Genomic DNA, 26,594 nt, shown 5'->3' with positions numbered 1-26,594 from the left:
CCGCTCCGCGACGCATCCCGTCATCGGCGGCGGTCCTCCCCGCCCCGTGGGCTAATCTCGAGGGATACACGTGCTCCGGGGTCGGTGGAAATCCGAGCCGGCGGTGACAGTCCGCGAACGGACGATGCGCGACCGGGTCCCCGGGAGCCTCGTCCGCCGATCCGGTGGGAATCCGGGACCGACGGTGAGAGTCCGGATGGGAGGCAGCACGCGGCGCCAGCGACCCTGCCGGCGTCGAGGTCCGTCGACCGCGCCCGGAGTCCGTCCACGGACGAGGACACCATGCACGACGACCCGACGGCACCGCACGCCCAGGCGGTGCCGCACGCGCAGGCGGTGAGCGATCCCGCGCTCGCGCGCGCGATGCGCCGCGGCCTCGAGCTCGCCGCCGAGGGTCCCGCCTGGGGACCGAACCCGCGCGTCGGCTGCGTGATCCTCGACGCCCGCGGCCGCGTCATCGCCGAGGGACGCCACCGCGGCGCCGGATCCGCGCACGCCGAGGTCGACGCGCTCCGGCGGCTGCCCGCGGGCGGGGCGCGCGGGGCCACCGCGGTCGTCACGCTCGAGCCGTGCAACCACACCGGCCGCACCGGGCCGTGCGCCGCCGCCCTGATCGAGGCGGGCGTCGCGCGCGTGGCCTACGCGGTCGCCGACCCGGGCGCCGAGTCGTCCGGCGGCGCGGCTCGCCTGCGCGCCGCGGGCGTCGAGGTCGTACCCGGCGTGCTCGCCGAGGAGGCGACGGCGTTCCTGCGGGTGTGGCTCGGATCCGCCCGGCTCGGCCGCCCGTTCGTCACGGCGAAGTGGGCGTCCAGCCTCGACGGCCGCATCGCCGCCGCCGACGGCACGAGCCGCTGGATCACCGGACCCGCCGCCCGGGAGGACGTGCACCGCCGCCGCGCGGAGGCCGACGCGATCCTCGTGGGCACCGGCACCGTGCTCGCCGACGACCCGGCGCTCACCGCCCGACGGCCCGACGGGATCCCGTACCCGCACCAGCCCGCGCCCGTCGTGCTCGGCGACCGCGCGATCCCGGACCACGCGGCCGTGCACCGCCACCCGCGGCGGCTCATCCGCATCGCCGGACACGACCCCGCCGCGGCGATCGCGGAGATCGGCCGACGCGGGATCCGGCACGTGTTCGTGGAGGGCGGCCCCACGATCGTCTCCGCGCTCGTATCCGCCGGGCTCGTGGACGAGGTGGTCGCCTACCTCGCGCCCGTCCTCCTCGGCGGCCCGCGCACCGCGACCGGCGACCTCGGCGTCGAGAGCATGCCGGCCGCCCACCGACTCACCCTCATCAGCACGACGCGGCTCGGGGACGACCTCCTCGTGATCGCGCGACCCACCACGGAAGGCCAGTGATGTTCACAGGGATCATCGAGGAGCGCGGACGCGTCCTCGCGCTCGACGCCGAGGGCGACTCCGCCCGGATCACGGTGGAGGCGCCGCTCGCGGTGTCCGACGCCCGGCACGGCGACTCCATCAGCGTCGACGGCGTGTGCCTCACGGTCGTCGCGCAGACGCCCGAGGGCTTCACGGCCGACGTCATGCGGCAGACGCTCGTGATGAGCTCGCTCGGGCGCCTCGGCGTGGGCGACCGCGTGAACCTGGAGCGCGCCGCGCGCGTGGGCGACCGGCTCGGCGGCCACATCGTGCAGGGCCACGTCGACGGCACGGGCCGCCTGCTCGCGACCACGCCGGGCGAGGCATGGCGGATCCTCCGCTTCTCGCTGCCCGCCGAGCTCGCGCCGCTCGTGGTCGACCGCGGATCCATCACCGTGCAGGGCGTGAGCCTCACCGTGAGCGCGGTCAGCCCCACCGACACCCCGGACGCCGACGCCTGGTTCGAGGTGTCGCTCATCCCCGAGACGCTCACGGCCACGACGCTCGGCGCGCTGGAGGTGGGCGACGAGGTCAACCTGGAGACCGACGTGCTCGCGCGCCACGTGCAGCGGATGCTCGCGCTGGGCGCGCGCGCCGCCGCCACCCCCGCCGCCACCGAGGGGGACCGCTCGTGAGCCTCGCCTCCATCCCCGCCGCGTTGCAGGAGCTGCGCGCCGGCCGTCCCGTGATCGTCGTCGACGACGAGGGCCGCGAGAACGAGGGCGACGTGCTGCTCGCCGCCGAGTCCGCCTCGCCCGAGTGGGTGGCCTGGCTCGTGAAGCACTCCTCGGGCTTCATCTGCGCGCCCATGACCAACGAGATCGCGGACCGGCTGGAGCTGCCGCTCATGGTGGCCGACAACCGGGATCCGCGCGGCACCGCGTACACGGTCTCGGTGGACGCGGCCGACCGGCTCTCCACGGGCATCAGCGCGTCCGATCGCGCCCACACCCTGCGCGTGCTCGCCGACCTCGACAGCGTGCCGACGAGCCTGCACCGGCCGGGGCACATCCTGCCGCTGCGGGCGGTGGACGGCGGCGTGCGCGAGCGCGACGGCCACACCGAGGCGGCGGTCGACCTGCTCACGCTCGCGGGCCTCACGCCCGTCGGCGCGATCAGCGAGATCGTGCAGGACGACGGCGAGATGATGCGCCTGCCCGGCCTCCTCGCCCTCGGCGAGCGCGAGGGCGTGCTCGTGGTGACGATCGAGGCGCTCAAGGAGCACCTCGAGGAGTTCCACTGCGACCGCCCGCTCGAGCCCGCGGTCGCGATCCCCGAGGCGTCGCGCGTGATCTTCGAGGTCGAGACCACGGTGCCCACGACGCACGGCACGTTCCGGCTGCGCGCCTACCGCGACCGCACCACGGGCGCCGACCACGTGGCGGTCGTCTCCGGCGACCCGACCGCGCACGGCACCCTCGTGCGCGTGCACTCGGAGTGCCTCACGGGCGAGGCCCTCGGATCCCTGAAGTGCGAGTGCGGCCCGCAGCTCGACGCGGCGCTCGACGAGATCGCCCGCACGGGCGGCATCGTCGTGTACCTGCGCGGGCACGAGGGGCGCGGCATCGGCCTCGTCAACAAGCTGCGCGCCTACCGGCTGCAGGAGGACGGCCTCGACACCCTCGACGCCAACGTGGCCCTCGGGCTCCCGGCGGACGCGCGCGACTACGGCGCGGCGTCGGCGATCCTGCAGGACATGGGGATTGAGGACGTGCGCCTGCTCACGAACAACCCCGAGAAGGTGCGGCAGCTGGAGGCGCACGGCGTCCGCGTGACCGAGCGCGTGCCGCTCGTGGTCGGCGTCAACGACGTGAACGCCGGCTACCTGGAGACCAAGCGCGACCGGATGGGGCACCGCATGGTGCTCGACACGGACATGCACATCGGCCCGGACGCCTACCCGGACGCCGAGGCGCCCGCCGGCCTGACCACCACCACGGCCGCACCGGCCGCGACCACCACCACCACTCCCGAGGAGGAGACCGCATGAGCGGACACGGAGCACCCGACATCGACCCCACCGCGCTCGACGGGACGGGCCTGGAGGTCACCGTCGTCGCCGGACGCTGGCACGAGGAGATCAGCGCGGGCCTCCTCGCGGGCGCGCAGCGCGTGCTCGACGCGGCGGGCGTCACCACCACCGTGATCCGCGTGCCCGGCAGCTTCGAGCTGCCCGTGGTCGCGCGCGCGGCGCTCGATGCGGGGGCCGACGCGGTCGTCGCACTCGGCGTCATCATCCGCGGCGGCACCCCGCACTTCGAGTACGTCTCCGACGCGGCGACCTCCGGTCTCACGCAGGCCTCGCTCCTCACGGGCAAGCCGATCGGCTTCGGGCTGCTCACGCTCGACGACGAGCAGCAGGGCATCGACCGCGCCGGGCTCCCGGGTTCGAAGGAGGACAAGGGCGCCGAGGCGGCGGAGGCCGCGGTGACCACAGCGCTGCTGCTGAGGGGGATCCGCGGGGCGTGACCTGCCGTCCGCGCGGTTTTGATATCGAGAACGGGTATCAGTAGGGTCGGACGGAGCGCTCGCGGAACGTCCGACGGCGCCTGGACGGAGGCCCGGTGCATCCCGCCCTCGACGTCCGCTCGCTCTCGATCTCGATCGGGCGCACGCCGCTCGTGCACGACGTCGACCTCCGCGTCGGCGCGGGCGAGCGGGTGGCGCTCGTCGGCGCGTCCGGCTCGGGCAAGTCGCTCACGGCGCAGGCCGTGCTCGGGACGCTGCCGCCGGGATCCGCGGTCGACGGCGTCGTGGAGCTCGGCGGTCGCGCCGTGCGGGCCGCCGCGCCGCGCCAGCGCCTCGGCCGCGTCGCCGCCGTGCAGCAGGACTCCCTCGCCGCGCTGAACCCGCTCGTCCCCGTCGGCGCGCAGCTCGTCGCGGCGCTGCGGGCGGCGCGGGCGCGAGGATCCGCCGCCGACGCCGGGCTCCTCACCCGCGCGGACGCCCGCCGCGAGGTCCTGGCCCTCCTCGACGAGGTGGGGCTGGAGGATCCCGCGGGGGCCCTCCCCGCCTTCGCCGCCGAGCTCTCGGGCGGCCAGCGCCAGCGCGTGTGCCTCGCCCTCGCGCTCTGCTGCGGGGCCGACCTCCTCCTCGCCGACGAGCCCACCACCGCGCTCGACGTGGTGACGCAGGCCCGGGTGGTCGATGTCATCCGCCGCCGCCTCGACGCGACCGGCCAGGCGCTCCTGTTCATCACGCACGACCTCGCCGTGGCGGCGGCGCTGTGCGACCGGGTGGTCGTGCTCGAGGCCGGGCGTGTGGTCGAGGCCGCGACGATGCGCGACCTCGTGCGGCGCCCGCGGCACGCCTACAGCCGCGCGCTCGTGGCGGCCGCCTCCCGACGGGCGCCCGCCGGTGCCGCTCCGCTCGGGGATGCGCGGGCGACGACCGAGCGCTCCGCGGTGGCGGGCCCGCTCGGCGCGGCGGCGGCGCTCGGCGCGGCGGCGGCGCGATGACGGACGCGCTGACGGACGCGCTGACCGCCACCGGGATCACGCTGCGGTACCCGCCCCGGCGCGACCCCGCCGCGCGCCGGGCCGCGCGCGCCGCCCGGGCATCCGGCGGCGCCGCGCCCGCCCCCGCCCTCGACGACGTGTCGTTCCGCGTCGCGCCCGGCGAGACGGTCGGCGTGGTGGGCCGGTCCGGATCCGGCAAGTCGACGCTGCTGCGGGTCCTCCTCGCGCTCGAGACGCCCGCCGCGGGCCGCGTCGCCCTCGGCGACCGGCCGGTGCTGCCCGGCCGCGCATCCGCCCTCCGCTGGTACCGGCGGCGCGTGCAGGCCGTGCCGCAGGATCCGGGCGCGAGCCTCGAGCCGCGCATGACCGTGCGGCAGCTGATCCGCGAGCCGCTCCGCCGCCTCGACGTGGCCGGCGACCACGCCGCGATCGTCGCCCGCGCCCTCGACGACGTGGGCCTCTCGGCGTCGCTCGCCGGGCGGCGCCCCGCCGAGCTCTCCGGCGGGCAGGCCCAGCGCGTCGCGCTCGCGCGGGCCATCGCGACCTCGCCCGGGATCCTCCTCGCCGACGAGCCCGTGAGCGGCGTCGACCTGCCGCTGCGCGACCGCATCATCGAGCTGCTCGACGGCCTCGTGCGGGAGCGGGGCATCGGGCTGGTGCTCGTGTCGCACGACCTCGACGCGGTCGCCCGGCTGTGCGGCCGGAGCGTCGTGCTCGCGGGCGGGCGCATCGTGGAGGAGGGGCCGACCGCGCGCCTCCTCGCCGCCCCCGCGCATCCGGCCACGCGCGAGCTCGCCGACGCCGTCCCGCGGCTGCCGGGAGCGCTCACCGCATGATCGCGCCCCACCGCGCCGGCGCACCCCACGCCGCCGTGCTGCTCTCCAGCCAGCTCGTCTTCAACCTCGGCTTCTACGCGGTCGTCCCCTTCCTCGCCGTCGTGATGCGCGACGACCTGGGGCTCGGCGCCCTCGCGATCGGCCTCGTGCTCGGCGCCCGCACCTTCAGCCAGCAGGGCCTGTTCCTCCTCGGCGGGATGCTCGCCGACCGCTTCGGCCCGCGGACGCTCATCGCCGCGGGCTGCGTCGTGCGCGTCTCCGGCTACCTCGGGCTCGCGCTCGCGGCGGACCTGCCGGGCTTCCTCGCCGGCGCGATCCTCACCGGGTTCGGCGGCGCGCTCTTCAGCCCGGCGCTGCAGAGCCTCGTCGCGGCCGCCGACGTGCGCGGGCGCGACCGCCGATCCGCCGGACGGCCGTCGCTGTTCGCGGCGCTCGTGCTGGTGGGCGAGGTCGGCGCGGCCGTGGGACCGCTCGCGGGCGCCGCGCTCCTCGGGTTCGGCTTCTCGACCACGGTGCTCGTGGGAGCGGGCCTGTTCGCGGCGGTGGGGGTGGCGCTCTGGTGCGTGATCCCGACGGAGGCGGCGCGGCCGGCGGGCACGGCCGACCGGTCGACGGGATCCGCCCCGGTCGCCGGCACCGGGCCGCACGCCGCCCCCGCTCCGCGCCCCGACCGCTGGGCGGCCGTGCGCGACCGCCGCTTCCTCGCGTTCTCCGCGCTCTTCGCGGTGGACCTCGTCGCCTACAACCAGCTCTACCTCGGCCTGCCGCTCGAGCTCGCGCGGGCGGGCGCCGGCACCGCGGCGGTCGGATCCGCCTTCCTGGCCGTCTCGCTCCTCACCATCACGCTGCAGTGGCCCGTCGCGCTCCTCGCGAAGCGGCTCGGGCCCGGCCGTGCCCTCGCGCTCGGCTTCGGCACCACCGCGACCGGGTTCGCGGCGCTCGCCCTCGGATCGCTCGTGCCGCCGCCCGCCGGGGCCGAGCTGCTGCCCGCCGCCGCGCTCGTCGTGTGCCTCACGCTCGGGCACATGACCGCGGGACCGGTGACCATGGAGCTCGTCCCGTCGTTCGCGGCGGGCCGCCCCACCGCGTCCTTCTACGGCCTGCTCGCGAGCTGCGGCGGCGTCGCCGTGCTCGTGGCCGGCGGCGTGGTCGGATCCCTGCTCGACGTCGCGCCCGCGGCGGCCTGGGGGATCCTCGCGGCGCTGCCCGTCGTGGCCGCGATCGGCCTGCCGCGGCTCCTGCCTGCGGGCGCGCCGGTGGCCTCGCGCGGCGCCACGGCCGCGGCCGCCCCGGCGAACCCCGTCGCGTCCGCCACGGCACCGGCGACCCCCGCCTCCCCCGCCTCCCCCGCCTCGCCCGACGTCGCCCCCGGGCCCGAGCGCCCCCTTCCGCCGACCATCCCGCACCACCCCGCCGATGCACAGCGCATCCCCGCCGAAGGACCCCATGCCCGCTAGCCGCCCCCGCTCCATCCGCTCCGCCCGCTCCCGCCGCCGCGCCCGCTCCGTCGGCCTCCTCGCGCTCGCCGCCGCCTCGACGCTCGCCCTCAGCGGCTGCTTCGCCGCGAGCCCCGGGTCCTCCGCCGACGGATCCGCGGGCGGCGACGGCCGCATCCGCCTCGCGATGCTGCAGCCGCCGCGCTCGGGCCTCACCCCCCTCAGCGACGACGCCTTCAAGCTGTCGCGCTGGAGCACGGCCGAGACGCTCGTGACCCTCGACGACCTCGGCGAGGCCCAGCCGCAGCTCGCCACCGCGTGGACGCGCGTCGACGACCGCACCTGGACCTTCGCCATCCGCCCCGACGTGCCCTTCCACGACGGCACGACCCTGACGGCCGCGCAGGCCGCGGCCTCCCTCACGGCCGCGGCGAAGGCGAGCCCGAAGCCGCGGATCCTCGACGGCGTCGACCTCACCGCGACCGCGGACGGCGACCGGCTCGTCGTCCGCACCGCGACCGCCGACCCGCTCCTGCCGCAGCGCCTCTCCAGCCCGCAGCTGGCGATCCTCGCGGCCTCCGCGTACGCGGCCGACGGCACGGTCTCGCCCGTCGGCACCGGCACGGGCCCGTTCCGCCTCACCGCGGTCGACGGCACCTCGTCGGCGACGCTCGACCGGTTCGACGACTACTGGGGCGGCCGCGCGGCGGCGCCCGGCATCGACGTGCGCTTCGTGCCCGACGGCACCGCGCGCGCCGCCGCCCTCCGCACGGGCACCGCCGACGTGGTCGAGGCGATCCCGGTCGGCCAGGCCGCGCAGGTGGATCCCGCGCTCATCCACGAGGTCCCCATGCCGCGCACGAACACCCTGTACCTGAACACCAAGACGGGCCCGTTCCAGGATCCGGCCGTGCGGGCCGCCGCCGAGGCCGCCGTCGACCGCGCCGCCCTCGTCTCGAGCGTCTACGAGGGCCGCGCCGACGAGGCTTCCGGGCTCCTCGGCCCGGCGCTCCCGTGGGCCGCCGACCTCCGTGACGGCGCCTCCTACCGCGACGCCCTCGCGGGCCGCGCGACCCCCGCGAAGGTCGACGGCGTGCCCATCACCCTCGGCACGTTCACCGATCGGGCCGAGCTCCCCGAGGTCGCCGTGCAGCTCGAGCAGCAGCTCGAGGCGGCCGGCTTCCGGGTGACGCAGGACGTGCGCGAGTACCAGTACATCGAGGCCGACGCGCTGGCCGGGAAGTTCGACGCCTTCATCCTGTCGCGCGCCACCGTGCTCGACTCGGGCGACCCCGCGGCGTACCTCTACAGCGACTTCGCGTGCGCCGGCTCGTTCAACATCTCGCAGGAGTGCGACCCCGCGGTCGACCAGGCGCTCACGGCCGCGTCCGCGCTGCCGGCGGGCGCCGACCGCCGGGCCGCGATCATGCGCGTCGAGGCGCTCGTGCTCGCCGACGACGCCGCCGTGCCGCTGCTGCACGAGCGCGTGATCCAGGGCGAGGCCGCCGGGGTGACGGGCGCGGTCCGCGATCCCCGCGAGCGTGCGCTCATCACCGCCGACACGCGCGTCGACGGCTGATGGGCGCGGCGCGCGAGCGGATCGTCGTCGGGGCGTCCCGGGTCGTCGCCGTCGGCGGCGTCGTGGCGCTCGTCGGCGCGCTGCCGTGGCTCTCCGGGCGCTCGCCGGAGTACACGGTCCTCCGCGCGCGCTACGCCGACCTCGAGGCCACCCCGGAGGCCCTCGCGTCGATCCGCGCCGAGCTCGGGCTCGACCGCGGGCCGCTCCGGGTCTCGCTCGACTGGCTCGCGGGCGTCGCGCGCGGCGACCTCGGCACGTCGTGGATCTCCGGCCGCCCGGTCCTGCCCGGCACCCTCGACGCGCTCGGCGTCTCCCTTACGCTCATGGCGTTCGCGATCGCCGTGGTGCTCGGGATCGCGGCGCTCGTGTGCGCGCCCGCGCTCCTCGCCGCGACGCGCGGCCGCCGCGCCCGCGGATCCGGGGCCGTGGCCGCCGCCCTCACCGCGCTGCCCGAGTTCCTCCTCGCGACCGCGCTGCTCGTGGTCGTGGCCGTGTGGCTGCGCGCCGCGCCGCCCTCCGGCTGGGACGGTCCGGCGAACGCGGTGCTCCCGGCGCTCGCCCTCGGGATCCCCGGCGGCGGGCTCGTCGGGCGGCTCGTCGCCGACGCGATCCAGGCCGCGTCCGCCGAGCGCTGGGTCGCCACGTGGGCCATGGCGGGCATCTCCCCCGCGCGCACGACCCTCGCGGTGCTGCGCCGCGCGCTCCCGTCGGTGCTCGGCCAGGTCGGGCTCGTGCTCGTGGGCCTCACCGGCGGGGCCGTCGCGGTCGAGCAGGTGTTCGCGATCCCCGGCATCGGCCGCGCGACCCTCGGCGCCGCGAGCAGCCAGGACGTGCCGGCGCTCCAGGCCGGCGTGCTCGCGCTCCTCGTGGTCGCCGTCGCGGCGGGCGTCCTCGCGGGCCTCCTCCGGCGCGCGCTCCTCGGCCCCGCGCTCCGGCTCGGCTCCCTGCCCGTCCCCGACGCACGCGTCCCCGCCCGTCGGCGCGACGCCGTGGTCCCGGCCGTCGCCGCGGCGCTCCTCGCGCTCGTCGTGGTCGCGGGCCTCGCGCGGGATCCGTACGCCACCGCGTCCGGCCGCCTCGCGCCGCCGTCCTGGGCGCTGCCGTTCGGCGCCGACGCGAGCGGCCGCGACCTCCTCGGCCGCGTCGGCCACGGCGCGATCACGACGCTCGGCACCGCGCTCCTCGTGGTGATCGCGTGCTGCGCGATCGGCCTCCTGCTCGGGCTGCTGCCGCATGCGGCGACGGGCCCCGTCGAGGTCGCGAACGCCGCGCCGCCGATCCTCGCCGGCATCGTCGTCACGGCGATCCAGGGGCCGTCGACCTGGGGCGCCGCCGTCGCCGTCGCGGCCGTGAGCTGGGCGCCGCTCGCCGCGCACGCCGGCGCGCTCATGACGGAGGCGCGGGCGCAGCCGCACGTGCGGATCCTGCCGCTGCTCGGGGTGGGACGCGCGCGGATCCTCCTCGGCCACCTCCTCCCCGCGGTCGTCGGCCCGGTCGTGCGGAACGCGATGCTGCGCCTGCCCGGCATCGCCCTGACGCTCGCCGCGCTCGGCTTCCTCGGCCTCGGCGCCGACCGGCCGACGCCCGAGTGGGGCCTCATCCTCAGCGAGGGCAGCGCCTACGCCGAGCGCGCCCCGTGGGCGGTCGGCGCGCCCGCCCTCGCCCTGGTGCTCGCCTCGGTGCTCGCGGTGTCGCTCTCGGCGCACGACCTGTCGGGGCTCGTGCGGCGGCGGCGCGGATCCGCGGCGGACGCGCGCCCGGCCGACGCCGCCCCGGCCGACGCCGCCCCGGCCGAGGGTCCCGCGCACAGGATCTCCTCAGGGGCGTAAACTCAGCACCGCCATCACGAGTGGCCCCCTCGACTCCGCCGCACCCGGCGCCCGCGCCCGACCGGCGCGCCCGCCCCCTCCGCGCGCCCCCGCCGCTCACGCCGCATCAGCCGAAAGCCGTCTCCCCGCATGTCCACGACCCCCGCGGCCCGCACCGCCGCCACCACCGCATCCACCCCGCCCGCCGGGAACTCGCGCTCGCGCGTCATCATCGCGAGCCTCATCGGCACGTCGATCGAGTTCTACGACTTCTACGTCTACGCGACCGCCGCCGTGCTCGTCTTCCCCGCGCTCTTCTTCGCGAACGACGACCCGACCGTCGCGCAGCTCGCGTCGTTCGCCGTGTTCGGCGTCGCGTTCATCGCCCGGCCCATCGGATCCATCCTCTTCGGCCACTTCGGCGACCGCATCGGCCGGAAGGGCACGCTCGTCGCGTCGCTGCTCACCATGGGCATCGCGACCGTGCTGATCGGCTGCCTGCCCACCGCGCTCACGCCCGGCTGGGAGGTCGCGGCGCCCGCGCTCCTCGTGATCATGCGCTTCGGCCAGGGCCTCGGCCTCGGCGGCGAGTGGAGCGGCGCCGCGCTGCTCGCGACCGAGAACGCGCCCGCAGGGAAGCGCGCCATCTACGGCACGTTCCCGCAGCTCGGCGCGCCCATCGGCTTCATCGTCGCCAACGGGGTGTTCCTCGCGCTGAGCCTCGGACTCACCCCCGAGCAGTTCCAGTCGTGGGGCTGGCGCGTGCCGTTCCTCGCGAGCGCCGTGCTCGTGATCGTGGGCCTCTACGTGCGCCTCAAGCTCATCGAGACGCCGGCGTTCCAGAAGGTCGTCGACTCCGGCGAGGTCGCCAAGCTGCCCGTCGCGCGCGTGTTCGTCACGAGCTGGCGCCCGCTGATCCTCGGCACCTTCATCATGCTGGCGACGTACACGCTCTTCTACCTGATGACGACGTTCACCCTCACCTACGGCACCACCGCGCGCGACGCCGCCACCGCCGAGGCCGCCGCGACCGCCGCCGGCAAGCCCTTCAACGCCGACACGTTCGCCGCGGGCCTCGGCTACGCGCGCAACGACTTCCTGCTCATGCTCATCGTGGGCGTCGTGTTCTTCGGGGTCTTCACGATGGTCTCGGGTCCGCTCGCGGAGAGGTACGGCCGCCGCAAGATGCTCATCGCGACGACCCTCGGGATCCTCGTGTTCGGCCTGCTGTTCGTGCCGCTGTTCGCGGGCGGCTTCGTCGGCACCATGGCGCTGCTCATCATCGGCTTCACGCTCATGGGCCTCACGTTCGGGCCCATGGGCGCGGTGCTGCCGGAGCTCTTCCCGACGAACGTGCGCTACACGGGATCCGCGATCAGCTACAACGTCGCGAGCATCCTCGGCGCCGCGGTCGCGCCCTTCATCGCCGTGGCGCTCTGGCAGCTGCTCGACGGGAACGTGCTGCTCGTCGGCGTGTACCTCAGCGCGATGGCGGCGATCACCCTCGTGGCGCTCGTCATCAGCCGCGAGACGCGCGACGCCGACTACGCGGGGAACGTCAGTTGACTCCGGTCATGTGAACCGTCCGCACGGAGGGGCGGGGAGCACCGGTACCGTCGGCGCGCCACGATCCGTGGCGTCTCCCCGCCCCTACCGACGGAAGCCACCGCCATGTCCGCTGCCCCTGCCACCGCCCCGCCCCTCGCCGCCCCCGTCAACCCGCGCTCGCGCGTGCTGGTCGCGAGCCTCGTCGGCACCTCCATCGAGTTCTTCGACTTCTACGTCTACGCGACCGCCGCCGTGCTCGTGTTCCCCGCGCTGTTCTTCGCGAACGCCGACCCCACGGTCGCGCAGCTGCAGTCGCTCGCCGTGTTCGGCGTCGCCTTCTTCGCCCGGCCCATCGGGTCCGTGCTCTTCGGCCACTTCGGCGACCGCTTCGGCCGCACCCGCACGCTCGTCGCGTCGCTGCTCACCATGGGCATCGCGACCGTGCTCATCGGGTGCCTCCCGAGCGGCCTCACGCCGGGCTGGGAGATCGCGGCACCCGCGGCCCTCGCGGTGCTCCGCTTCGTCCAGGGCCTCGGCCTCGGCGGCGAGTGGGGCGGTGCCGCGCTCCTCGCCACCGAGAACGCGCCGGCCGGCAAGCGCGCCATCTTCGGCACGTTCCCGCAGCTCGGCGCGCCCGTCGGCTTCATCCTCGCGAACGGCCTGTTCCTCGTGCTGTCGCTCACGCTCTCCCCGGCCGACCTCCAGGCCTGGGGCTGGCGCGTCCCGTTCATCGCGAGCGCGGTCCTCGTGCTCGTGGGCCTCTACGTGCGCGTCAAGCTCGTCGAGGCGCCCGAGTTCCAGTCCGTGCTCGACCGCGGCGAGACCTCCAGGCTGCCGCTCGGTCGCACCATCCGCACGGGCTGGCGCGGGCTGCTCCTCGGGGCGTTCGCCCTGCTCGCCACGTTCACGCTGTTCTACCTGATGACCACGTTCGCGGTCACCTACGCCACGTCACCGCTCACGGCCGAGGCCGCGGAGGCCGCCGCCACCAAGGCGGGCAAGCCGTTCGACGCGTCCACGTTCCACGCGGGCCTCGGCTTCGCACGCACCGACTTCCTGCTCATGCTCCTCGTGGGCGTCGTGTTCTTCGCCGCCGCCATCGTGGTCTCCGGCGTCCTCGCCGGGCGCATGGGCGCGCGCCCGGTCGTCCTCCGGAGCGCGCTCGGCATGGTCGTGTTCGGCCTCCTGATGGACCCGCTGCTCGCCGCGGGCCTGCCGGGCACGCTCACGTTCGTCATCCTCGGGTTCGTGCTCATCGGCCTCGCCTACGGTGCGGTCGGATCCCTGCTGCCGGCCATGTTCGCCACCGACGTCCGCTACACGGGCGCGTCCCTCGCGTTCAGCCTCGCGGGCATCGTCGGCGGCGCCGTGGCGCCCTTCATCGCCACCTGGCTGTGGGATGTCGGAGGCGGCGGCGTCATGCTCGTCGGCGTCTACCTCAGCATCGCCTCGGCCATCTCGTTCGTGGCCCTCCTCGTGCTGCGCGAGCACGGCGAGACGCGCCCTGCGGCCGGAGCCCACGCGGTCTGACCGGAGGCGTTCCACCCACGCGGGCGGAGGCGGACCGACGGGCTCATCAGGCCCGACGGATCGCCTCCGCCCCGCCTCGGAACCCAGCGGGCCGCGCGCCCCCGCGGGAGCCCCGCGCGGGCGGATCCCGCGACCGGGCTCGCCGGATCCGCGCCGCGCCGATATCGTCGCTCCCATGCAGCCGTCCCCCGCGCCCCGGGTCGTCGCCGTCGCGCGCGACGACCAGCACCGCTTCTCCAAGCCCCTCCGCCCCTCGATCACGCTCCTCGCCGGCCTCGGCGTGGAGGGCGACGCGCACGCCGGCACCACGGTGCAGCACCTCTCGCGGAAGCGCCGCGACCCGGACGCGCCGAACCTCCGCCAGGTGCACCTCGTCCACTCCGAGCTGCACGCGGAGCTCGCCGAGCAGGGCTTTGCGGTCGCGCCGGGCGACCTCGGCGAGAACGTGACCACGGCGGGCGTCCCGCTGCTCGACCTGCCCCTCGGCACGCGCCTGCACCTGGGCGCCGAGGCGGTGGTGGAGGTCACGGGCCTCCGGAACCCCTGCATCCAGATCGACGGGCTCGGCGCGGGCACGATGAAGGCCGTCCTCGGGCGCGACGCCCACGGGAACGTCGTGCGGAAGTCCGGTGTGATGGCGGTCGTGGTCACCGGCGGCGAGGTCCTCCCCCACGACGCCGTGCGCGTCGAGCTGCCCGCGGGCGAGCACCGGGCGCTGCGGCCCGTCTGAACGCGGGCGCCGACCGTGCCGCGGTCGCGGGCGCCCCGCGTCGACGGCGGCCGACGGACCCGGGTCAGGCGTCGTCCCGCGGCGCGGACGGCGTCGGGGCGCGGACATCCACGGTCGCCACGGGTGCGTCAGCCCCGGCAGCCGCAGCTCTCGCGCACCACGAGCTTCGTGCCGAGGCGCAGCGCGACGGGATCGGACGCGTTCGGAGCGCTCGTCGTGTCGATGAGGATGCGGGCGGCCGCGCGCCCCATCGCCTCCATCGGCTGCCGCACGGTCGTGAGCCGCGGCGAGGAGAGCAGCCCCGCGAGGATCCCGTCGAAGCCGGTGACGACCACGTCTCCCGGCACGGCCACGCCCTCCGCCCGCAGCAGGTCGACGAGGGCGAGCGCGAGCTGGTCGCTGGCGCACACGAGCGCGCGCGGCAGGCGGCCCGCGCGGAGGGCGGCGACCACCCCGGCGAACCCGGATCCCTCGCCGAGCACGGTGTCGTCGAGAACCTCGGCCGGCGCTTCGATCCCGTGCTCCGCGAGCGCCTCCCGGTAGCCCTCGAACCGCTCCCGGTAGTCGCCGACGCTCGTGGCGCCCACGAAGCCGGTGTCCGTGATGCCGTGATCGACGACCAGGTGGCGCACCAGCTCGCGCGCTCCCCCGGCGTTGTCGGACGTGACCCGGTGGTGGCCGTCGTCGGCCGGCGGGTAGCTGAACAGCACGATCGGCATGCGGAGCGAGACCCGCTTCAGCGACGCGGCCGCCGACGGGCCGGGGAAGATCGCGAGGCCGTCGACGCGGCCGGCCGACTCCGCGACCGCGGTGGTGGTGTCGCTCCCGCGGCTGAGCATCACGGGCCGGTCGTGCGCGCGGCACTCGAGCTCGAAGCCGCGCCGGACCTCGTCGACGTAGAGCGGGAAGGCCCGGGGATCCGCCGCGATCTCGCCCGCCTCGTCCCAGGGGATGAAGGTGCGGCCGGGCGCGAACGGCTCCCGCGCGGCCGGCGCGTCGTCGGCCGCCGGCGTCGCGGGCTCGCGCTGCAGCGGCCGGTCGATGAGGAGGTCGAAGGAGTGCAGCCCCAGCGCGCCCGTGCGGCCCCGGGCCAGTCCCCGGGCGGACGCGCTCGGCACGTAGCCGAGCTCGCGCGCCGTCTCGAGCACGCGCTCGCGCGTGGCGACGCTGATCTGGTCGGGCCGGCTGAAGGCGAACGACACGGTCGCGATGGACACCTTCGCGCGTTCCGCGACGTCGTAGACCGTGGGGCGCCGGGGGCTCATGCGACCGTCCTCTCTCCTGGAAGCGTAGGCGAGCGCGACGGAGGCGGGCGAACCGGACCGCCCGGATCGCCGCGCCCGTCCGTCGGGATCAGAGGATGCGGATGCCGTGGTGCAGCGGGTAGACGGGGTCCCCGGAGTCGGAGGGCACGTCCGCGCGCGAGGCGCGCACCGCGTCCATCGACCGCGGGATCTCCACCGGCAGCCGCCCCTCGGGCGCGATGCGTCCGGTGAGCGCCGCGACGACGGCCGCGTCCGAGCTGCCGTAGGCCACGGCGAGCGCGGAGACGAACGGCACGAGCGGCGTCATGATCGCCGGCCGATCGAGGTCCACCACCACCACGAGCGGGCAGCGGTCGGCGATGCGCCGCAGCCGGTGCACGAGCCCGGGTGGGAAGTCGAGCGACCCCTGGTGGAACCACGCCTCGAGGAAGAGGTCGGAGCGCGGCTCGAAGGGCGCGCCGAGCCGCACGATCGCGAGGTCGGCGTCCTCGGGACCGGCCGCCGCATCCGCCCAGCCGTCGAGCGCCTCCGGCCGCATGCCCTCGACGTGCACGCGCAGCCGGGGCCCGTCCACCGGGAGCGGGAGCACCGGGCGCCCCTCCACCTCCCGGTTCTCGAGCACCGTGACGGACGCGGCCTGCGCGCGGAAGCCGAGCTCGCGGAAGTCGGCCCGGCCGACGATGCGCTCGGCCTGGTCCTCGTCCACGAACGGGTCGTCGAAGAGCCCGAGGCGGAACTTCACGAGCAGCAGGCGCCGCACCGACTCGTCGATGCGCGCCTCCGTCACCCGGCCGTCCGCGACGAGGTCGAGCAGCACGTCCACGCACTCCTCGCCGCCGAACTGGTCGCAGCCGGCGTCGATGATGCGCTGCATCCGCTCGTGCGGCGTCAGCTCCTCGACGCCCCAGGCGCGCGCCGGGAGCACCTGGTCGCCCACGTGGTTGTCGTTCACGAGCTCCCAGTCGGTGACCACGACGCCGTCGTAGCCGAGCTCCTCGCGGAGGATCCCCGTGATGACCTGCCGGTTGAACCCGAAGCCCACGGGCTCGATCTCCTCGCCGTCGCGCACGAGCCCCTCGGGCATGCCGTAGTAGGGCATCATCGCGGCCGTCCCGCGGGCGATCGCCTCGCGGAAGGGGCGCAGGTGGTAGTCGAACATGCCGCCCGGGTAGACCTGCTCGCGGCCGTAGGGGAAGTGCGCGTCCTCGCCGTCCTTCTGCGGTCCGCCGCCCGGGAAGTGCTTGGTGGTGCAGGCGACGCTCGCGGATCCGAGCTCCTCGCCCTGGAAGCCGCGGATGTACGCGGCCGTGAACTCGGCCACCCGGTCGGCGTCGTGCCCGAGCGACTGCGCCTGGCGCCCCCAGCGCGGCTCGGTGGCGAGGTCGATCTGCGGGTGCAGCGCCGCCCGGATCCCCACCGCGACGTACTCCTGCCGCGCGGTCTCGGCGAACGCGCGGATGGCGTCGACGTCGTCGAGCGCGGCGAGCCCCAGCGCCTCCGGCCACTGCGAGAACGGGCCCGCCGAGAACGCGACGCCGACGTTCTCGACGAAGGCGTGCCGCGGATCCGTGCTGATGGTCACCGGGATGCCGTGCGGCGTCGACTCCGCCAGCTCCTGCAGCCGGTTGCTCCAGCGCGCCGCCTGCCGGGCGGTGCGGATCTCGTGCACGTTGAAGTGGTTCATGCCCTTGCCGACCACGACCTCGGTGGTGCCGGACTTGGAGATCGCGCCCGGCTCCTCCTTCAGCTCGCCGTCGGCGCCGACCTCGATCACCGTCTGGAACATGAGGCCGGCCTTCTCGGCGAGGCTCAGGCGCCCCACCAGGTCGGCCGTGCGCTCCTCGGGGCTCCGGCGCGGATCCTCGTAGGGCGCCATCACCCCGTCGCCGTCGAGGTCGCGGAACGGCGTGCCGTCCGGGGCGGTGAGCTGCGTGCGGGGCATGGGGGTCTCCATCGGTCGGAGGCGGGAGGGGGTCACTTGAGGCCGGCGGTCGCGACGCCCTGGATGAAGTGGCGCTGCAGCACCACGAACAGGGCGAGGATCGGCGCGATCACGAGCACGGATCCCGCGAGCAGCAGGCCGTAGTCGGTCGCGTTCTGCCCGGTCGAGTACAGCGACAGCGCGATGGGCAGCGTGTACATCTGCTCGCTCTGCGCCGCGACGAGCGGCCAGAGGAAGTTGTTCCACGAGGCGAGGAACGTGAGGATGCCGAGGGTCGCGAGCGGCGGCCCGCACAGCGGCATCACGATGCGGGCGAAGATGCGGAACTCGCCCGCGCCGTCGAGCCGGGCGGCCTCGATGAGCGCCTCGGGGATCCCGAGCATGAACTGCCGCATGAGGAACACCCCGATGGGCGCCGTGATGAACGGGAGGATGAGCGCCGCGTACGTGTTCACGAGGCCGAGCCCCGAGACCATGACGAACAGCGGCACGAACGTGACGACGCCCGGCACCATGAGCGTCACCATCACGGTGAGGAACAGGAGCCGCTTGCCGGGGAACTCCATCTTCGCGAGCGCGTAGCCGACCATCGAGCAGAACACGAGGTTGCCGAGCACCGTGATGAGCGCGACGACGAGGCTGTTGGAGAAGAACGTGCCGAAGTGCAGCGGCCCGAACCACTGCGCGAAGTTGTCGGCGACGGGATCCGCCGGCCACCACGTGGGCGGGCGCTGCAGGATCTCGCCCTGCGTCTTCACGCTGCCGAGCGCCATCCAGACGAACGGGATCAGCCAGACGCAGAGCGCGGCGGCGAGGACGAGGTAGAGGATCGCGCGCGCGCGACGCCCGCGGTCGGTGCGGCGCCGGGGGCGGCGGGGCGAGGTGCCGGTCGCGGCGTCGGCGACGACGGGCGCGGCGGCGGGGGCGGATGCGGTGGTGGTCATGCGCGGGCCTTTCAGTCCTTCGACCGCAGCAGCCGGAACTGCAGCAGGCTGAGCAGGGCGATGGCGAGGAAGAGGACGTAGCTCGCCGCGGAGGCGAGGCCGTACTCGCCGAAGCCGAACTGCCGGTACGTGTAGTACGCGACGGACAGCGTGGAGTCGAGGGGGCCGCCGCGGGTCATCACGAACGCCTCCTCGAAGAACTGCAGGAAGCCGACCGAGATGAGCACGGACCCGAGCAGCAGCGTCGGGCGGAGCAGCGGCAGCGTGACGGAGATGAGGCGGCGCCACGGGCTCGCGCCGTCCATCACGGCCGCCTCCTGCACCTCCTCGGGCACGGCCTGGAGGCCGGCCAGGAAGATGATCATGAGCGTGCCGACGTTCCGCCACACCGCCATCACGACGAGCGAGGGCAGCGCCCACGTGGTGTCGCTGAGCCAGTTGGGGCCGGTGATCCCGATGCCCGCGAGCGCTGTGTTGAGCAGCCCGTCCGGCAGCAGGATGTAGCGCCACACGACCGACACCGCGACGATGCTCGTCACGACCGGCGCGTAGAACCCGACCCGGAAGAACGAGACAATGCGGCCGCGTCCCGAGTTGAGCGCGAGGGCCAGCGCGAGCGCGATGACCATCGTCACCGGGATCCCGACGACCACGAAGAAGGCCGTGACCCCGATGGAGCGGAGGAACGTGGCGTCCGTGAAGAGCTTCGCGTACTGGTCGAGGCCGACGAAGTCGATCGCGAACGGCGAGCGGATGTCGGTCGCCCGGAAGTCGGTGAACGACATCGCGAACGAGCTGACGAGCGGCACGAGCATGAAGACCGCGAACACGGCCACGAACGGGAGGCAGAAGCCCCAGGCGACGAGCGCCTGACGACGGCGCTGCCGGGCGACGAGCGGGGACCGGGTGCGGCCGGGACGGGTCCCGGCCGCACGCGTGACGGTGATGGCCAACGGCTACTCCGCCGAGCCGATGGAGTCGGCGTCCGACTGCAGCTTCGCGAGCGCGTCGGGCACGCTGGCGGTGCCGCGGCGGATGCGCTCGAGCGCGGAGTCCGCGGCGGATCCCACCTTGACCCAGTTCGTGCTCACCGGCACCGACTTGGCCGTCTTCAGCTGCTCGCCGAACGCGGCGAGGGTGGGGTCGCCCTGGAGCGCCGGGTCCTGCCACGCGGACTGCTGCGCGGGCAGGTCGCCCGTGGCCGCGTACCAGGCCGCCTGCGTCTCGGGCTGGCCGAGCCAGCGGGCGAGCTTCCACGCGGCGTCCTGGTTCTTCGCCTGGTCGAACACGACGAGGTTGGCGCCGCCGCTGAACGACGCCGAGGTCTCCTGGGACGGCAGCACCGCGGTGGTGAACTTCGAGGCGAAGTCCGCGCCGCCGACGCTCTTCAGCTGGCCGATCTCGAACGGGCCCTCGATGAGCATGGGGGTGGATCCGTCGACGAACGACGACTCCTGCGCGCCCGAGGACACGTCGACGTCGGGGTCGGCGATGCCGTCGGCGAAGAAGCTGCCGTAGTACTCGTACGCCTCGCGCATCTGGGGGGTGTCGAGGGTCCACTTCGCACCGTCGGCGATCTCGGCGCCGTTCGACCACGGCATCCAGAGCGTGCCCTGGAAGGCGTCGTTGCCGGCGGGGAGGCGGATGCCGTGCTTAGCGCCCGCCTTCGTCTGCATGTCGGACGCCATCTGCTTCAGCTCGTCCCAGGTGGTGGGGGCCTTCGTCCAGCCGGCCTTCGCCGCGAGGTCGGTGCGGTAGTAGAGCACGCGGGTGTCGACGTACCAGGGGATGCCCGCGGCGCGGTCCTTGACGGTGTTCGTGGCGAGGGATCCCGGGAAGGCGCCGCTCGCGTCGACGTCGGTCGGCACGGTGGTGAGGGCGTCGGCGAAGTCGGCCATCCACGTCGTGCCCATCATGGCGATGTCGGGCGTCGTGCCGCCGGCGATCGCCGTCTGGATCTTGTTGTGCGCCGCGTCCCACGGGATCGCGGTGACGTCGACCTCGACGCCCGGGTTGGCGTCCTCGAAGGTCTTGAGGAACGCGGGCAGGGCCTCGCCCTCGGCGCCCATCGCCCACATCGTGACCTTGCCGGTGGCGGGCGCGGAGCCGAGGGTCGTCGCCGCCGCGGCGCCCGAGCCCTCGTCGGCGGACCGGCCGCAGCCGGTCAGCGCGACGGTGGCCGCCAGCACGGTCGCGACCGCGCCGAGACGCATGGATGTCTTCACGTGTTCCTCCTTGAACGAAACGCCCGCGTCGCGAGCCGATGATCTACTTATGCGCATAAGAAGCGCAACGCGTCGAGCATCTCATGGACCCCGTGCAGGGGGCAAGCGCGGGGTGCGCGCTCCCGCGATCCGCGCAGCCGGGAGGCGGTCGGCCCGCTGTCTGTCCGCTGTCGGCCCGATGTCGGGCGGTCAGGCGGGGTCGGCGGCGCCCGGTCTGACCGCGGGCGCGACGGCCGGCGCGTCGAGCACCGGTCCGTCGCCGGCGGCCGCCTCCGCGCGCGCCGACCGCTCGCGGTGCTCCACCCACGCCATCACGCTGCTGTCGACGCGGTCGAAGAGCTGGACACCCACCTCGAGCTCGCCGACGTCCCACACCACGCGGTTCGGCTGGCCCTCGATCGGCGAGCGGGACGGGCCGAGGGCGGCGGTGAGGGCCGCGACGAGCGCGTCGTGCTCGCGGCGGACGAGCGGATCCCGCGGGCCGCCGTGGCGCGCCAGGGAGAAGTGGGTGCTCGTGACCGCGCCCTCGTGGGTGCCGAGGCACACGTGGTCGACGGTGTCGGGGCCGCCGGCCAGGGCGCGCGGCTCGGAGCCGCCCCCGTGCGCGTCCACCTCGCCCGTCGGATGCACGCCGAGGCGGGCCAGCATCCGCTCCGCCTCCGCCGCGTCATCCGGCCATGGCGGCGTCGTGAGGGCGAGGATGAACGCGACGACGGCCGCGGTCGCCCCGTGCGGATCCGGCGCCACGTCGGCCACGGGGATCAGCCGTCCGCCGGCTGCGCGCCCTGCCGCTGCACGACGACCGCGGCCGCGTCGGCCGCGACGACCAGGGCGCCCTCGCAGTCGGCGCCCGCGGCGAGCGCGGAGGCCAGCGCGCCGCAGAACGCGTCGCCCGCGCCCGTGGTGTCGACGACGCGGGAGACCCGCGACGCGGGCACCTCGACGTCGCCCCACATCGCGCCCTCGGCGCCGAGGGTGACGAGCAGCGACGCGGGCGCGCGCGTGCCCGACTCCCGCAGCAGCCCGGCCTCGTGCTCGTTGACGACCACGGGATCCGCGAGCGCGAGCACGTCCTCGGGCAGCGCGGCGAACGGCGCGAGGTTGAGCACGATGCGGGCGCCGGCGGCATGCGCCCGACGGACGCCCTCGGCGACGGTGTCGAGGGGCAGCTCGAGCGACGCGAGCAGCACGTCGCCCGCGGCGAGCGCGTCGAGCGGATGCAGGTGGGCCGACGCTACGCGCCCGTTGGCGCCGGGCGCGACGATGATCGTGTTCTCCCCGTCGTCGTCCACCGCGATGACCGCGAGGCCCGTCGTGGCGCCCTCCACGGTCACGAGGCCGGACACGTCGATGCCGCGGTCGGCGAGGCGCGCGCGGTACGCGGATCCGTCGGCGTCGTCGCCCACGGCCCCGACCATCGCGACCTCGCCGCCCGCGTCGGCCGCCGCGACGGCCTGGTTCGCGCCCTTGCCGCCCCAGAGGCGCTCGGGGTCGGATCCCATGAGGGTCTCCCCCGGCTGCGGGTGCCGCGGGACACGCACCACCTGGTCGACGTTGAGCGATCCGAGCACCACGACGCGGCCCATGGGCACCTGCCTCCCCCGGCCAGGCCGGACGCGCCCGGGTGGCGCTCCCCGCCAGGGTACCGAGCGGATCCGCCGCGCTGGCACCGCCCGGGCGCCGACGCGCCTGCCGCTACCGTGGGGAGGAGACGACGGATCGGAGGTCGCCCGTGCCCGACCCCGACCCGCGCGCGCCCGGCCCCCGCCGCCCGCTCCTGATCTCGCGCTCGTTCTCGCTGATCTGGCTCGCGCAGGCGCTCTCCGCGTTCGGCGAGTACGTGCTGGCGGCGACCGTCACGGTGTGGCTCGCCACGGGTCTCGCTCCCGGCGACCCGGCCCTGCCGCTGTACATCGGCGCCGTCGTCGCGGCGACGAGCCTGCCGCGGCTCCTGCTCGCGCCGGTGGCGGGCGTGCTCGTCGACCGTTGGCCCGCGCGCCGCGTGATGGCCGCGGCCGACCTCGCGCGCGCCGCCCTGCTCGTGCCGCTCCTGGTGATCGCCGCGACCGGACCCGTGCCCGTGGTGATCGGGACGGTCATCGCCACCCAGTTCCTCATCGGCTGCGCGTCCCAGCTCTTCGACCCGGCGCGCGCCGCCCTCGTGCAGGTGGTCGTGCCCGCGGACCGCCGCGCCGCCGCCGCCGGCCGGTCGCTGCTCGCGAGCACGGGCGTGGGGATCCTCTCGGCCATGGCGGGCCCGGCCGTCTATGCGGCACTGGGGCCGGAGCCCGCCATCGTGATGGACGCCGCCTCGTTCCTCGTGTCGGCGGCGCTGGTGCTCGCGGTGCGGGAGCGCGGGGCCGTGGCGGCGGTCGGCGATCCGGCGGGAGCGGGTGCGGGAGCGGGCGGCGGCGGCACGCACGGCGCAGTCGCGAACGCCCGCGCGCGGTTCCGCGGGGAGCTGGCCGCCGGGATCCGGATCGTGAAGGCCTCGCCGCGCCTCCGGATCCTCGTGGCCGGCCTCGCCGCGTACGGCGTGACCCTCGGGGTCAACAACGCGACCCTCGCCCTCGTCGCCCTCACCACGATGGGGCTGACGGCCGCCGAGTACGGCGTGGTGACGGGGATGTTCGCGGTCGGCGGCCTCGTCGGATCCCTCACGGCGCCCGTGCTCGTGGCCCGCCTCCGTCCCGAGCGCGCGCTGCCGGCCGCGCTCGTCGCCCTCGGCCTCACCTACGCGGCCTACTCGACCGTGCGCGCGTTCCTGCCCGCGGCGATCCTCATGGGCGTCGCGGGCCTCGTCTTCGCCGTGTTCCTCGTCTCCCAGGGCCCGATCCTCCAGGCGGAGGCGCCCGTCGGCACCATGGGCCGGGTCTCGTCGCTCACGTCGACGGTGCTGGCCGCCTCCTCGCTCCTCGCGACCGTCGTGACGGCGCAGGTGCTCGCCCTCCTCCCGCCGGACGCCCAGCCCGCCGCATACCCGGTCGCGATGGCCGCGGCGGCCGTGGTGATGGGCGGCGCCGGGCTCGGGCTGGTGGCGAGCGGCCTCAGTCGAGGAACAGGATCCGCAGCCGCCGCGTCGTGAAGACCAGGCCGATGGCGGTCATCACCGCGAAGTAGAGCACGTGGCCGACGACCGCGAACGAGATCGCGCCCGTCGTGAAGCCGCGCACGAGCTCCACCGCGTGCCAGAGCGGCAGCGCCTGGATGACCGTCTGGATCCACGCCGGGTAGACCGACAGCGGGTAGAAGGTCGCCGAGAACAGGAACATGGGCAGCAGGATGAAGTTGATCCAGTCCATCTGCTGGAACGTCTTCATGTAGCTCGTCACCGCCATGCCGAAGCTCGCGAACGCCAGCGCCACGAGCACGACCGAGGGCAGCGCGAGGATCGCCCACCACGACAGATTCAAGCCGAGCACCTGCATCACGACGAGGAAGCCCGACGAGTAGACGACGCCGCGCAGCAGCGCCAGCGAGATCTCGCCGAAGGCCACGTCGAGCGGGCCGAGCGAGGTCGCGAGCATGCCCTGGTACAGCTTCGAGTGGTTCATCTTGAAGAAGACGTTCCAGGTGGAGTCGTAGACGGCGCCGTTCATGGCCGAGACGGCGAGGAGCGCGGGCGCGATGTAGGCGGCGTACGGCACCGGCTGGCCCGTGCTCGTGGTCACGTCGCCCACGAGCGAGCCGAGGCCGATGCCCATGGCGAGCAGGTAGAAGACGGGCTCGAAGAAGCCGGAGAGGACGACGGTCCAGTTGGTGCTGCGCGTGGCGAGCAGGCCGCGGGAGAGGACCGAGCGAGCGTTGCCGGCGTAGAGCGCGCGGGGGCCGCCGCGGCTCCGGCGGGCGGCCGGTGCGGGGGCGTCCGCGGGCATCGTGGATCCGGTCATGCGCGCAGCCTCCTCGTCGCGACGCGGCGCGACAGCGCCCAGCCCACCGCGAGCCAGAGCAGCAGGTACGCGACGTGCGCGAGCGTCAGCCAGAGCGGCTCCTGCATCCCGTAGGTGGCGACCCGCCCGAGCTCGGTGCCGTGCCAGAGCGGCGAGATCCAGCCGATCCACTGCAGCCAGATCGGGAACTGCGTGAGCGGGAAGAACGTGCCCGAGAACAGCGACAGCGGCGTGATGACGAAGCGCATCACCATGGCGATCTGGCCGGTGTCCTGCGTGAGGGTCGCGACGTAGGCCATGAGCATCACGCCGATGGCCATGCCGGTGAGCACGGCGGCGCCGATCGCGAGGACGCCCGTGCCGAGCGGCACCGCGCCGAAGAGCAGCATGAACGCGAAGTAGGCGATGCACGTGGGCGCCATGCGGATCGCCACGCCGATCACCTGGCCGTCGACGATCTGGGCCGGCGTGAGCGGCGACGCGTTCATGGCGTGGAACACGGGGTTCCACTTGAAGCCGCCGAAGATCGGGTAGCTGAACTCCTCGCTCGCGACCGTCATGGCGCTCGTCGCGAGGAGCGCGGGCGCGACGAACACCAGGAAGCTGACGCCGAGCGCCTGGTTCGCGCCCGTGCCGCGGTCGACGACCGTGGCGAGGCCGACGCCGAGCGCGTAGAGGTAGACGTACGGGCTCGCGATGCCGGTGGCGAGGGCCGTGCCGAGGTAGGCGCGGATCCCGAGCAGGCGGTGCTCGGCGGCGTACCAGCCGCCGAAGCGGCGCGGGCGGACGCCGCCGGCGAGGGCGCGCGCCCGGTCGTCGGCGCCGTCGCGGGGCCCGTCGGCGGCCGCTCCCCCGGCGGCGGCGCTGCGGTCGACGACGCTCACTCGACCAGGCTCCGTCCCGTGAGGCGGAGGAAGACGTCCTCGAGGCTGGAGCGGCGCACGAGAGTGGTGATGGGCTTCAGGCCCTGCTCGAGGATCCGGCTGAGCACGGCCTCGCCGTCGGACGCGTAGACGAGCACCCGGTCGGGCAGCACCTCCACGCGGTCGCCGTACCCGGCGATCTCGCGCGACGCGGACTCGTTGCGATCGGAGCCGAAGCGCACCTCGAGCACCTCGCGGCTGGAGTGGTCGCGGATGAGGGACGCGGGCGAGCCCTCGGCCATGATCCGGCCCTCGTCGACCACGACGATCCGGTCGCACAGCTGCTCGGCCTCGTCCATGTAGTGCGTCGTGAGCACGAGCGTCGTGCCCTGCTCCTTGAGGCGGAAGAGGCGGTCCCAGAGGATGTGGCGGGCCTGCGGGTCGAGGCCCGTGGTCGGCTCGTCGAGCAGCAGGATCCGCGGGTCGCTGATGAGGGCGCGCGCGATGGTGAGGCGCCGCTTCATGCCGCCGGAGAGGTCGTCGACCTTGGCGCCCGCGCGGTCGCTCAGCTGCGCGAACTCGAGCAGCTCGTCGGCGCGCGCGGCGACCTGCTTGCGCGGAAGCCCGAAGTAGCGGCCGTAGACGATGAGGTTGTCGCGCGCCTTGAGCTCCAGGTCGAGGTTGTCGGCCTGCGGCACGACGCCCAGCTGCGAGCGGATCTCGGGGCCGTGCGTGTCGGGGTCGAGCCCGAGGATGTCGAGCGTGCCGCCCGTGCGCGAGGAGACCGCGCCGATCATGCGCATGGTCGTGGACTTGCCGGCGCCGTTCGGGCCGAGGAGCCCGAAGGACTCGCCGGGCGCGACCTCGAAGGAGAGGCCGTCGACGGCGACGTGGTCGCCGTACTTCTTCACGAGGCGGTCGGCGGTGATGACGGGGGTGGGCACGATCAGCAAGCCTAGGGAGCCGAGCGCTTTTCCACCATGGGCGGGAATGCGCGGCGCGCGTCCGCCCCCGCCCGGCGGACCCCCGGCGCCCGGCGCGTAGAGTCCTGGAGGCGGTGCGACGCGCCCGATCCCGGGCCCCCGGCCCCGCCGACGACGCCCTGCGGGAGACCGCGGCCGCCCGCCTCGACCACGCTCACCACCCCCGGAGAACAC

General features: G+C 75.1%; 23 protein-coding genes and 1 riboswitch. Of the genes, 13 read left to right on the top strand and 10 right to left on the bottom strand.

The annotated features are described in order from the left end of the window. Positions 1-68 precede the first annotated feature (68 nt). Positions 69-212, top strand: a riboswitch (FMN riboswitch). A 70-nt stretch (positions 213-282) separates the two neighbouring features. The 12 genes from ribD to ACU4ZT_RS04855 all read left to right on the top strand — a co-directional run bounded on the left by ribD (position 283) and on the right by ACU4ZT_RS04855 (position 14,308). Continuing rightward, positions 283-1,362: a bifunctional diaminohydroxyphosphoribosylaminopyrimidine deaminase/5-amino-6-(5-phosphoribosylamino)uracil reductase RibD gene (gene ribD / locus ACU4ZT_RS04910; protein WP_270979079.1), complete on the top strand. Its 1,080-nt coding sequence runs from the start codon at positions 283-285 to the stop codon at positions 1,360-1,362. Continuing rightward, complete coding sequence (locus ACU4ZT_RS04905; protein ID WP_445338181.1) at positions 1,362-2,018, top strand: riboflavin synthase; 657 nt, start codon at positions 1,362-1,364, stop codon at positions 2,016-2,018. The genes ribD and ACU4ZT_RS04905 overlap by 1 nt, the downstream gene beginning before the upstream one ends. After that, positions 2,015-3,373: a GTP cyclohydrolase II gene (ribA, locus tag ACU4ZT_RS04900; protein WP_445338179.1), complete on the top strand. Its 1,359-nt coding sequence runs from the start codon at positions 2,015-2,017 to the stop codon at positions 3,371-3,373. Before ACU4ZT_RS04905 ends, ribA begins: the two co-directional genes overlap by 4 nt. Then, a complete protein-coding gene (gene ribH / locus ACU4ZT_RS04895) occupies positions 3,370-3,852 on the top strand; it encodes a 6,7-dimethyl-8-ribityllumazine synthase (protein WP_445338177.1) in 483 nt (160 codons plus the stop codon). The genes ribA and ribH overlap by 4 nt, the downstream gene beginning before the upstream one ends. Positions 3,853-3,947: 95 nt before the next feature. Further along, positions 3,948-4,841, top strand: coding sequence for an ATP-binding cassette domain-containing protein (locus ACU4ZT_RS04890; protein ID WP_414748218.1), 894 nt, complete (start codon positions 3,948-3,950; stop codon positions 4,839-4,841). Further along, the gene (locus tag ACU4ZT_RS04885; RefSeq protein WP_270979071.1) at positions 4,838-5,677 is read left to right on the top strand and encodes an ABC transporter ATP-binding protein; all 840 of its coding nucleotides are present in this window, start codon (positions 4,838-4,840) and stop codon (positions 5,675-5,677) included. The genes ACU4ZT_RS04890 and ACU4ZT_RS04885 overlap by 4 nt, the downstream gene beginning before the upstream one ends. Further along, on the top strand, positions 5,674-7,134 hold the full coding sequence (locus tag ACU4ZT_RS04880; protein WP_445338175.1) for an MFS transporter: 1,461 nt from the start codon (positions 5,674-5,676) through the stop codon (positions 7,132-7,134). Before ACU4ZT_RS04885 ends, ACU4ZT_RS04880 begins: the two co-directional genes overlap by 4 nt. Then, positions 7,124-8,692 (top strand): ABC transporter substrate-binding protein, encoded by a 1,569-nt coding sequence (locus ACU4ZT_RS04875; protein WP_063072065.1) that lies wholly within the window; start codon positions 7,124-7,126, stop codon positions 8,690-8,692. Before ACU4ZT_RS04880 ends, ACU4ZT_RS04875 begins: the two co-directional genes overlap by 11 nt. Continuing rightward, positions 8,692-10,521: an ABC transporter permease subunit gene (locus ACU4ZT_RS04870; RefSeq protein ID WP_445338173.1), complete on the top strand. Its 1,830-nt coding sequence runs from the start codon at positions 8,692-8,694 to the stop codon at positions 10,519-10,521. Before ACU4ZT_RS04875 ends, ACU4ZT_RS04870 begins: the two co-directional genes overlap by 1 nt. A gap of 129 nt (positions 10,522-10,650) precedes the next feature. Next, complete coding sequence (locus ACU4ZT_RS04865; protein ID WP_063072052.1) at positions 10,651-12,066, top strand: MFS transporter; 1,416 nt, start codon at positions 10,651-10,653, stop codon at positions 12,064-12,066. A gap of 105 nt (positions 12,067-12,171) precedes the next feature. Continuing rightward, positions 12,172-13,578, top strand: coding sequence for an MFS transporter (locus ACU4ZT_RS04860; protein WP_414748221.1), 1,407 nt, complete (start codon positions 12,172-12,174; stop codon positions 13,576-13,578). Positions 13,579-13,753: 175 nt separating this feature from the next. Continuing rightward, on the top strand, positions 13,754-14,308 hold the full coding sequence (locus ACU4ZT_RS04855) for an MOSC domain-containing protein (RefSeq protein WP_063072050.1): 555 nt from the start codon (positions 13,754-13,756) through the stop codon (positions 14,306-14,308). Positions 14,309-14,436: 128 nt separating this feature from the next. Here the strand turns inward: ACU4ZT_RS04855 and ACU4ZT_RS04850 are convergent, their stop codons facing one another. The 7 genes from ACU4ZT_RS04850 to ACU4ZT_RS04820 all read right to left on the bottom strand — a co-directional run bounded on the left by ACU4ZT_RS04850 (position 14,437) and on the right by ACU4ZT_RS04820 (position 22,270). Continuing rightward, positions 14,437-15,573: a LacI family DNA-binding transcriptional regulator gene (locus ACU4ZT_RS04850; protein ID WP_063072048.1), complete on the bottom strand. Its 1,137-nt coding sequence runs from the start codon at positions 15,571-15,573 to the stop codon at positions 14,437-14,439. 88 nt (positions 15,574-15,661) lie between these two features. Next, positions 15,662-17,515: a glycoside hydrolase family 3 protein gene (locus ACU4ZT_RS04845; RefSeq protein ID WP_270979064.1), complete on the bottom strand. Its 1,854-nt coding sequence runs from the start codon at positions 17,513-17,515 to the stop codon at positions 15,662-15,664. A gap of 32 nt (positions 17,516-17,547) precedes the next feature. Then, on the bottom strand, positions 17,548-18,459 hold the full coding sequence (locus ACU4ZT_RS04840) for a carbohydrate ABC transporter permease (RefSeq protein ID WP_414748222.1): 912 nt from the start codon (positions 18,457-18,459) through the stop codon (positions 17,548-17,550). Between the two features lie 11 nt (positions 18,460-18,470). Then, the gene (locus ACU4ZT_RS04835; protein WP_107490193.1) at positions 18,471-19,412 is read right to left on the bottom strand and encodes a carbohydrate ABC transporter permease; all 942 of its coding nucleotides are present in this window, start codon (positions 19,410-19,412) and stop codon (positions 18,471-18,473) included. A gap of 3 nt (positions 19,413-19,415) precedes the next feature. Then, positions 19,416-20,684 (bottom strand): extracellular solute-binding protein, encoded by a 1,269-nt coding sequence (locus ACU4ZT_RS04830; protein ID WP_270979061.1) that lies wholly within the window; start codon positions 20,682-20,684, stop codon positions 19,416-19,418. Between the two features lie 189 nt (positions 20,685-20,873). Next, positions 20,874-21,440: a DUF6301 family protein gene (locus tag ACU4ZT_RS04825; protein WP_445338168.1), complete on the bottom strand. Its 567-nt coding sequence runs from the start codon at positions 21,438-21,440 to the stop codon at positions 20,874-20,876. 5 nt (positions 21,441-21,445) lie between these two features. Beyond that, positions 21,446-22,270 (bottom strand): ribokinase, encoded by an 825-nt coding sequence (locus ACU4ZT_RS04820; protein ID WP_445338166.1) that lies wholly within the window; start codon positions 22,268-22,270, stop codon positions 21,446-21,448. Between the two features lie 146 nt (positions 22,271-22,416). Between ACU4ZT_RS04820 and ACU4ZT_RS04815 the strand changes: the two genes are divergently transcribed. Then, positions 22,417-23,769 (top strand): MFS transporter, encoded by a 1,353-nt coding sequence (locus ACU4ZT_RS04815; protein WP_445338165.1) that lies wholly within the window; start codon positions 22,417-22,419, stop codon positions 23,767-23,769. On the opposite strand, the gene ACU4ZT_RS04810 is transcribed toward ACU4ZT_RS04815, so the two are convergent. The 3 genes from ACU4ZT_RS04810 to ACU4ZT_RS04800 are packed head-to-tail and all read right to left on the bottom strand — an operon-like array spanning position 23,732 to position 26,381. Beyond that, on the bottom strand, positions 23,732-24,574 hold the full coding sequence (locus ACU4ZT_RS04810) for an ABC transporter permease (RefSeq protein WP_081235051.1): 843 nt from the start codon (positions 24,572-24,574) through the stop codon (positions 23,732-23,734). The genes ACU4ZT_RS04815 and ACU4ZT_RS04810 overlap by 38 nt on opposite strands. After that, positions 24,571-25,458 (bottom strand): ABC transporter permease, encoded by an 888-nt coding sequence (locus ACU4ZT_RS04805; RefSeq protein ID WP_445338163.1) that lies wholly within the window; start codon positions 25,456-25,458, stop codon positions 24,571-24,573. Before ACU4ZT_RS04805 ends, ACU4ZT_RS04810 begins: the two co-directional genes overlap by 4 nt. After that, positions 25,455-26,381: an ABC transporter ATP-binding protein gene (locus ACU4ZT_RS04800; protein ID WP_063072062.1), complete on the bottom strand. Its 927-nt coding sequence runs from the start codon at positions 26,379-26,381 to the stop codon at positions 25,455-25,457. The genes ACU4ZT_RS04805 and ACU4ZT_RS04800 overlap by 4 nt, the downstream gene beginning before the upstream one ends. Positions 26,382-26,594: the final 213 nt, after the last annotated feature.

Source organism: Clavibacter davisi (assembly GCF_052751415.1).
This window is presented reverse-complemented; position numbering and strand designations above follow the sequence as displayed.

Coding starts and splice junctions, on each gene's coding strand:
- ACU4ZT_RS04860 (WP_414748221.1), top strand. CDS start 12,172: ATGTCCGCTGCCCCTGCCACCGCCCCGCCCCTCGCCGCCCCCGTCAAC.
- ACU4ZT_RS04855 (WP_063072050.1), top strand. CDS start 13,754: ATGCAGCCGTCCCCCGCGCCCCGGGTCGTCGCCGTCGCGCGCGACGAC.
- ACU4ZT_RS04820 (WP_445338166.1), bottom strand. CDS start 22,270: ATGGGCCGCGTCGTGGTGCTCGGATCGCTCAACGTCGACCAGGTGGTG.
- ACU4ZT_RS04905 (WP_445338181.1), top strand. CDS start 1,362: ATGTTCACAGGGATCATCGAGGAGCGCGGACGCGTCCTCGCGCTCGAC.
- ACU4ZT_RS04810 (WP_081235051.1), bottom strand. CDS start 24,574: ATGACCGGATCCACGATGCCCGCGGACGCCCCCGCACCGGCCGCCCGC.
- ACU4ZT_RS04880 (WP_445338175.1), top strand. CDS start 5,674: ATGATCGCGCCCCACCGCGCCGGCGCACCCCACGCCGCCGTGCTGCTC.
- ribH (WP_445338177.1), top strand. CDS start 3,370: ATGAGCGGACACGGAGCACCCGACATCGACCCCACCGCGCTCGACGGG.
- ACU4ZT_RS04850 (WP_063072048.1), bottom strand. CDS start 15,573: ATGAGCCCCCGGCGCCCCACGGTCTACGACGTCGCGGAACGCGCGAAG.
- ACU4ZT_RS04865 (WP_063072052.1), top strand. CDS start 10,651: ATGTCCACGACCCCCGCGGCCCGCACCGCCGCCACCACCGCATCCACC.
- ACU4ZT_RS04885 (WP_270979071.1), top strand. CDS start 4,838: ATGACGGACGCGCTGACGGACGCGCTGACCGCCACCGGGATCACGCTG.
- ACU4ZT_RS04840 (WP_414748222.1), bottom strand. CDS start 18,459: ATGACCACCACCGCATCCGCCCCCGCCGCCGCGCCCGTCGTCGCCGAC.
- ribD (WP_270979079.1), top strand. CDS start 283: ATGCACGACGACCCGACGGCACCGCACGCCCAGGCGGTGCCGCACGCG.
- ACU4ZT_RS04875 (WP_063072065.1), top strand. CDS start 7,124: ATGCCCGCTAGCCGCCCCCGCTCCATCCGCTCCGCCCGCTCCCGCCGC.
- ACU4ZT_RS04845 (WP_270979064.1), bottom strand. CDS start 17,515: ATGCCCCGCACGCAGCTCACCGCCCCGGACGGCACGCCGTTCCGCGAC.
- ACU4ZT_RS04870 (WP_445338173.1), top strand. CDS start 8,692: ATGGGCGCGGCGCGCGAGCGGATCGTCGTCGGGGCGTCCCGGGTCGTC.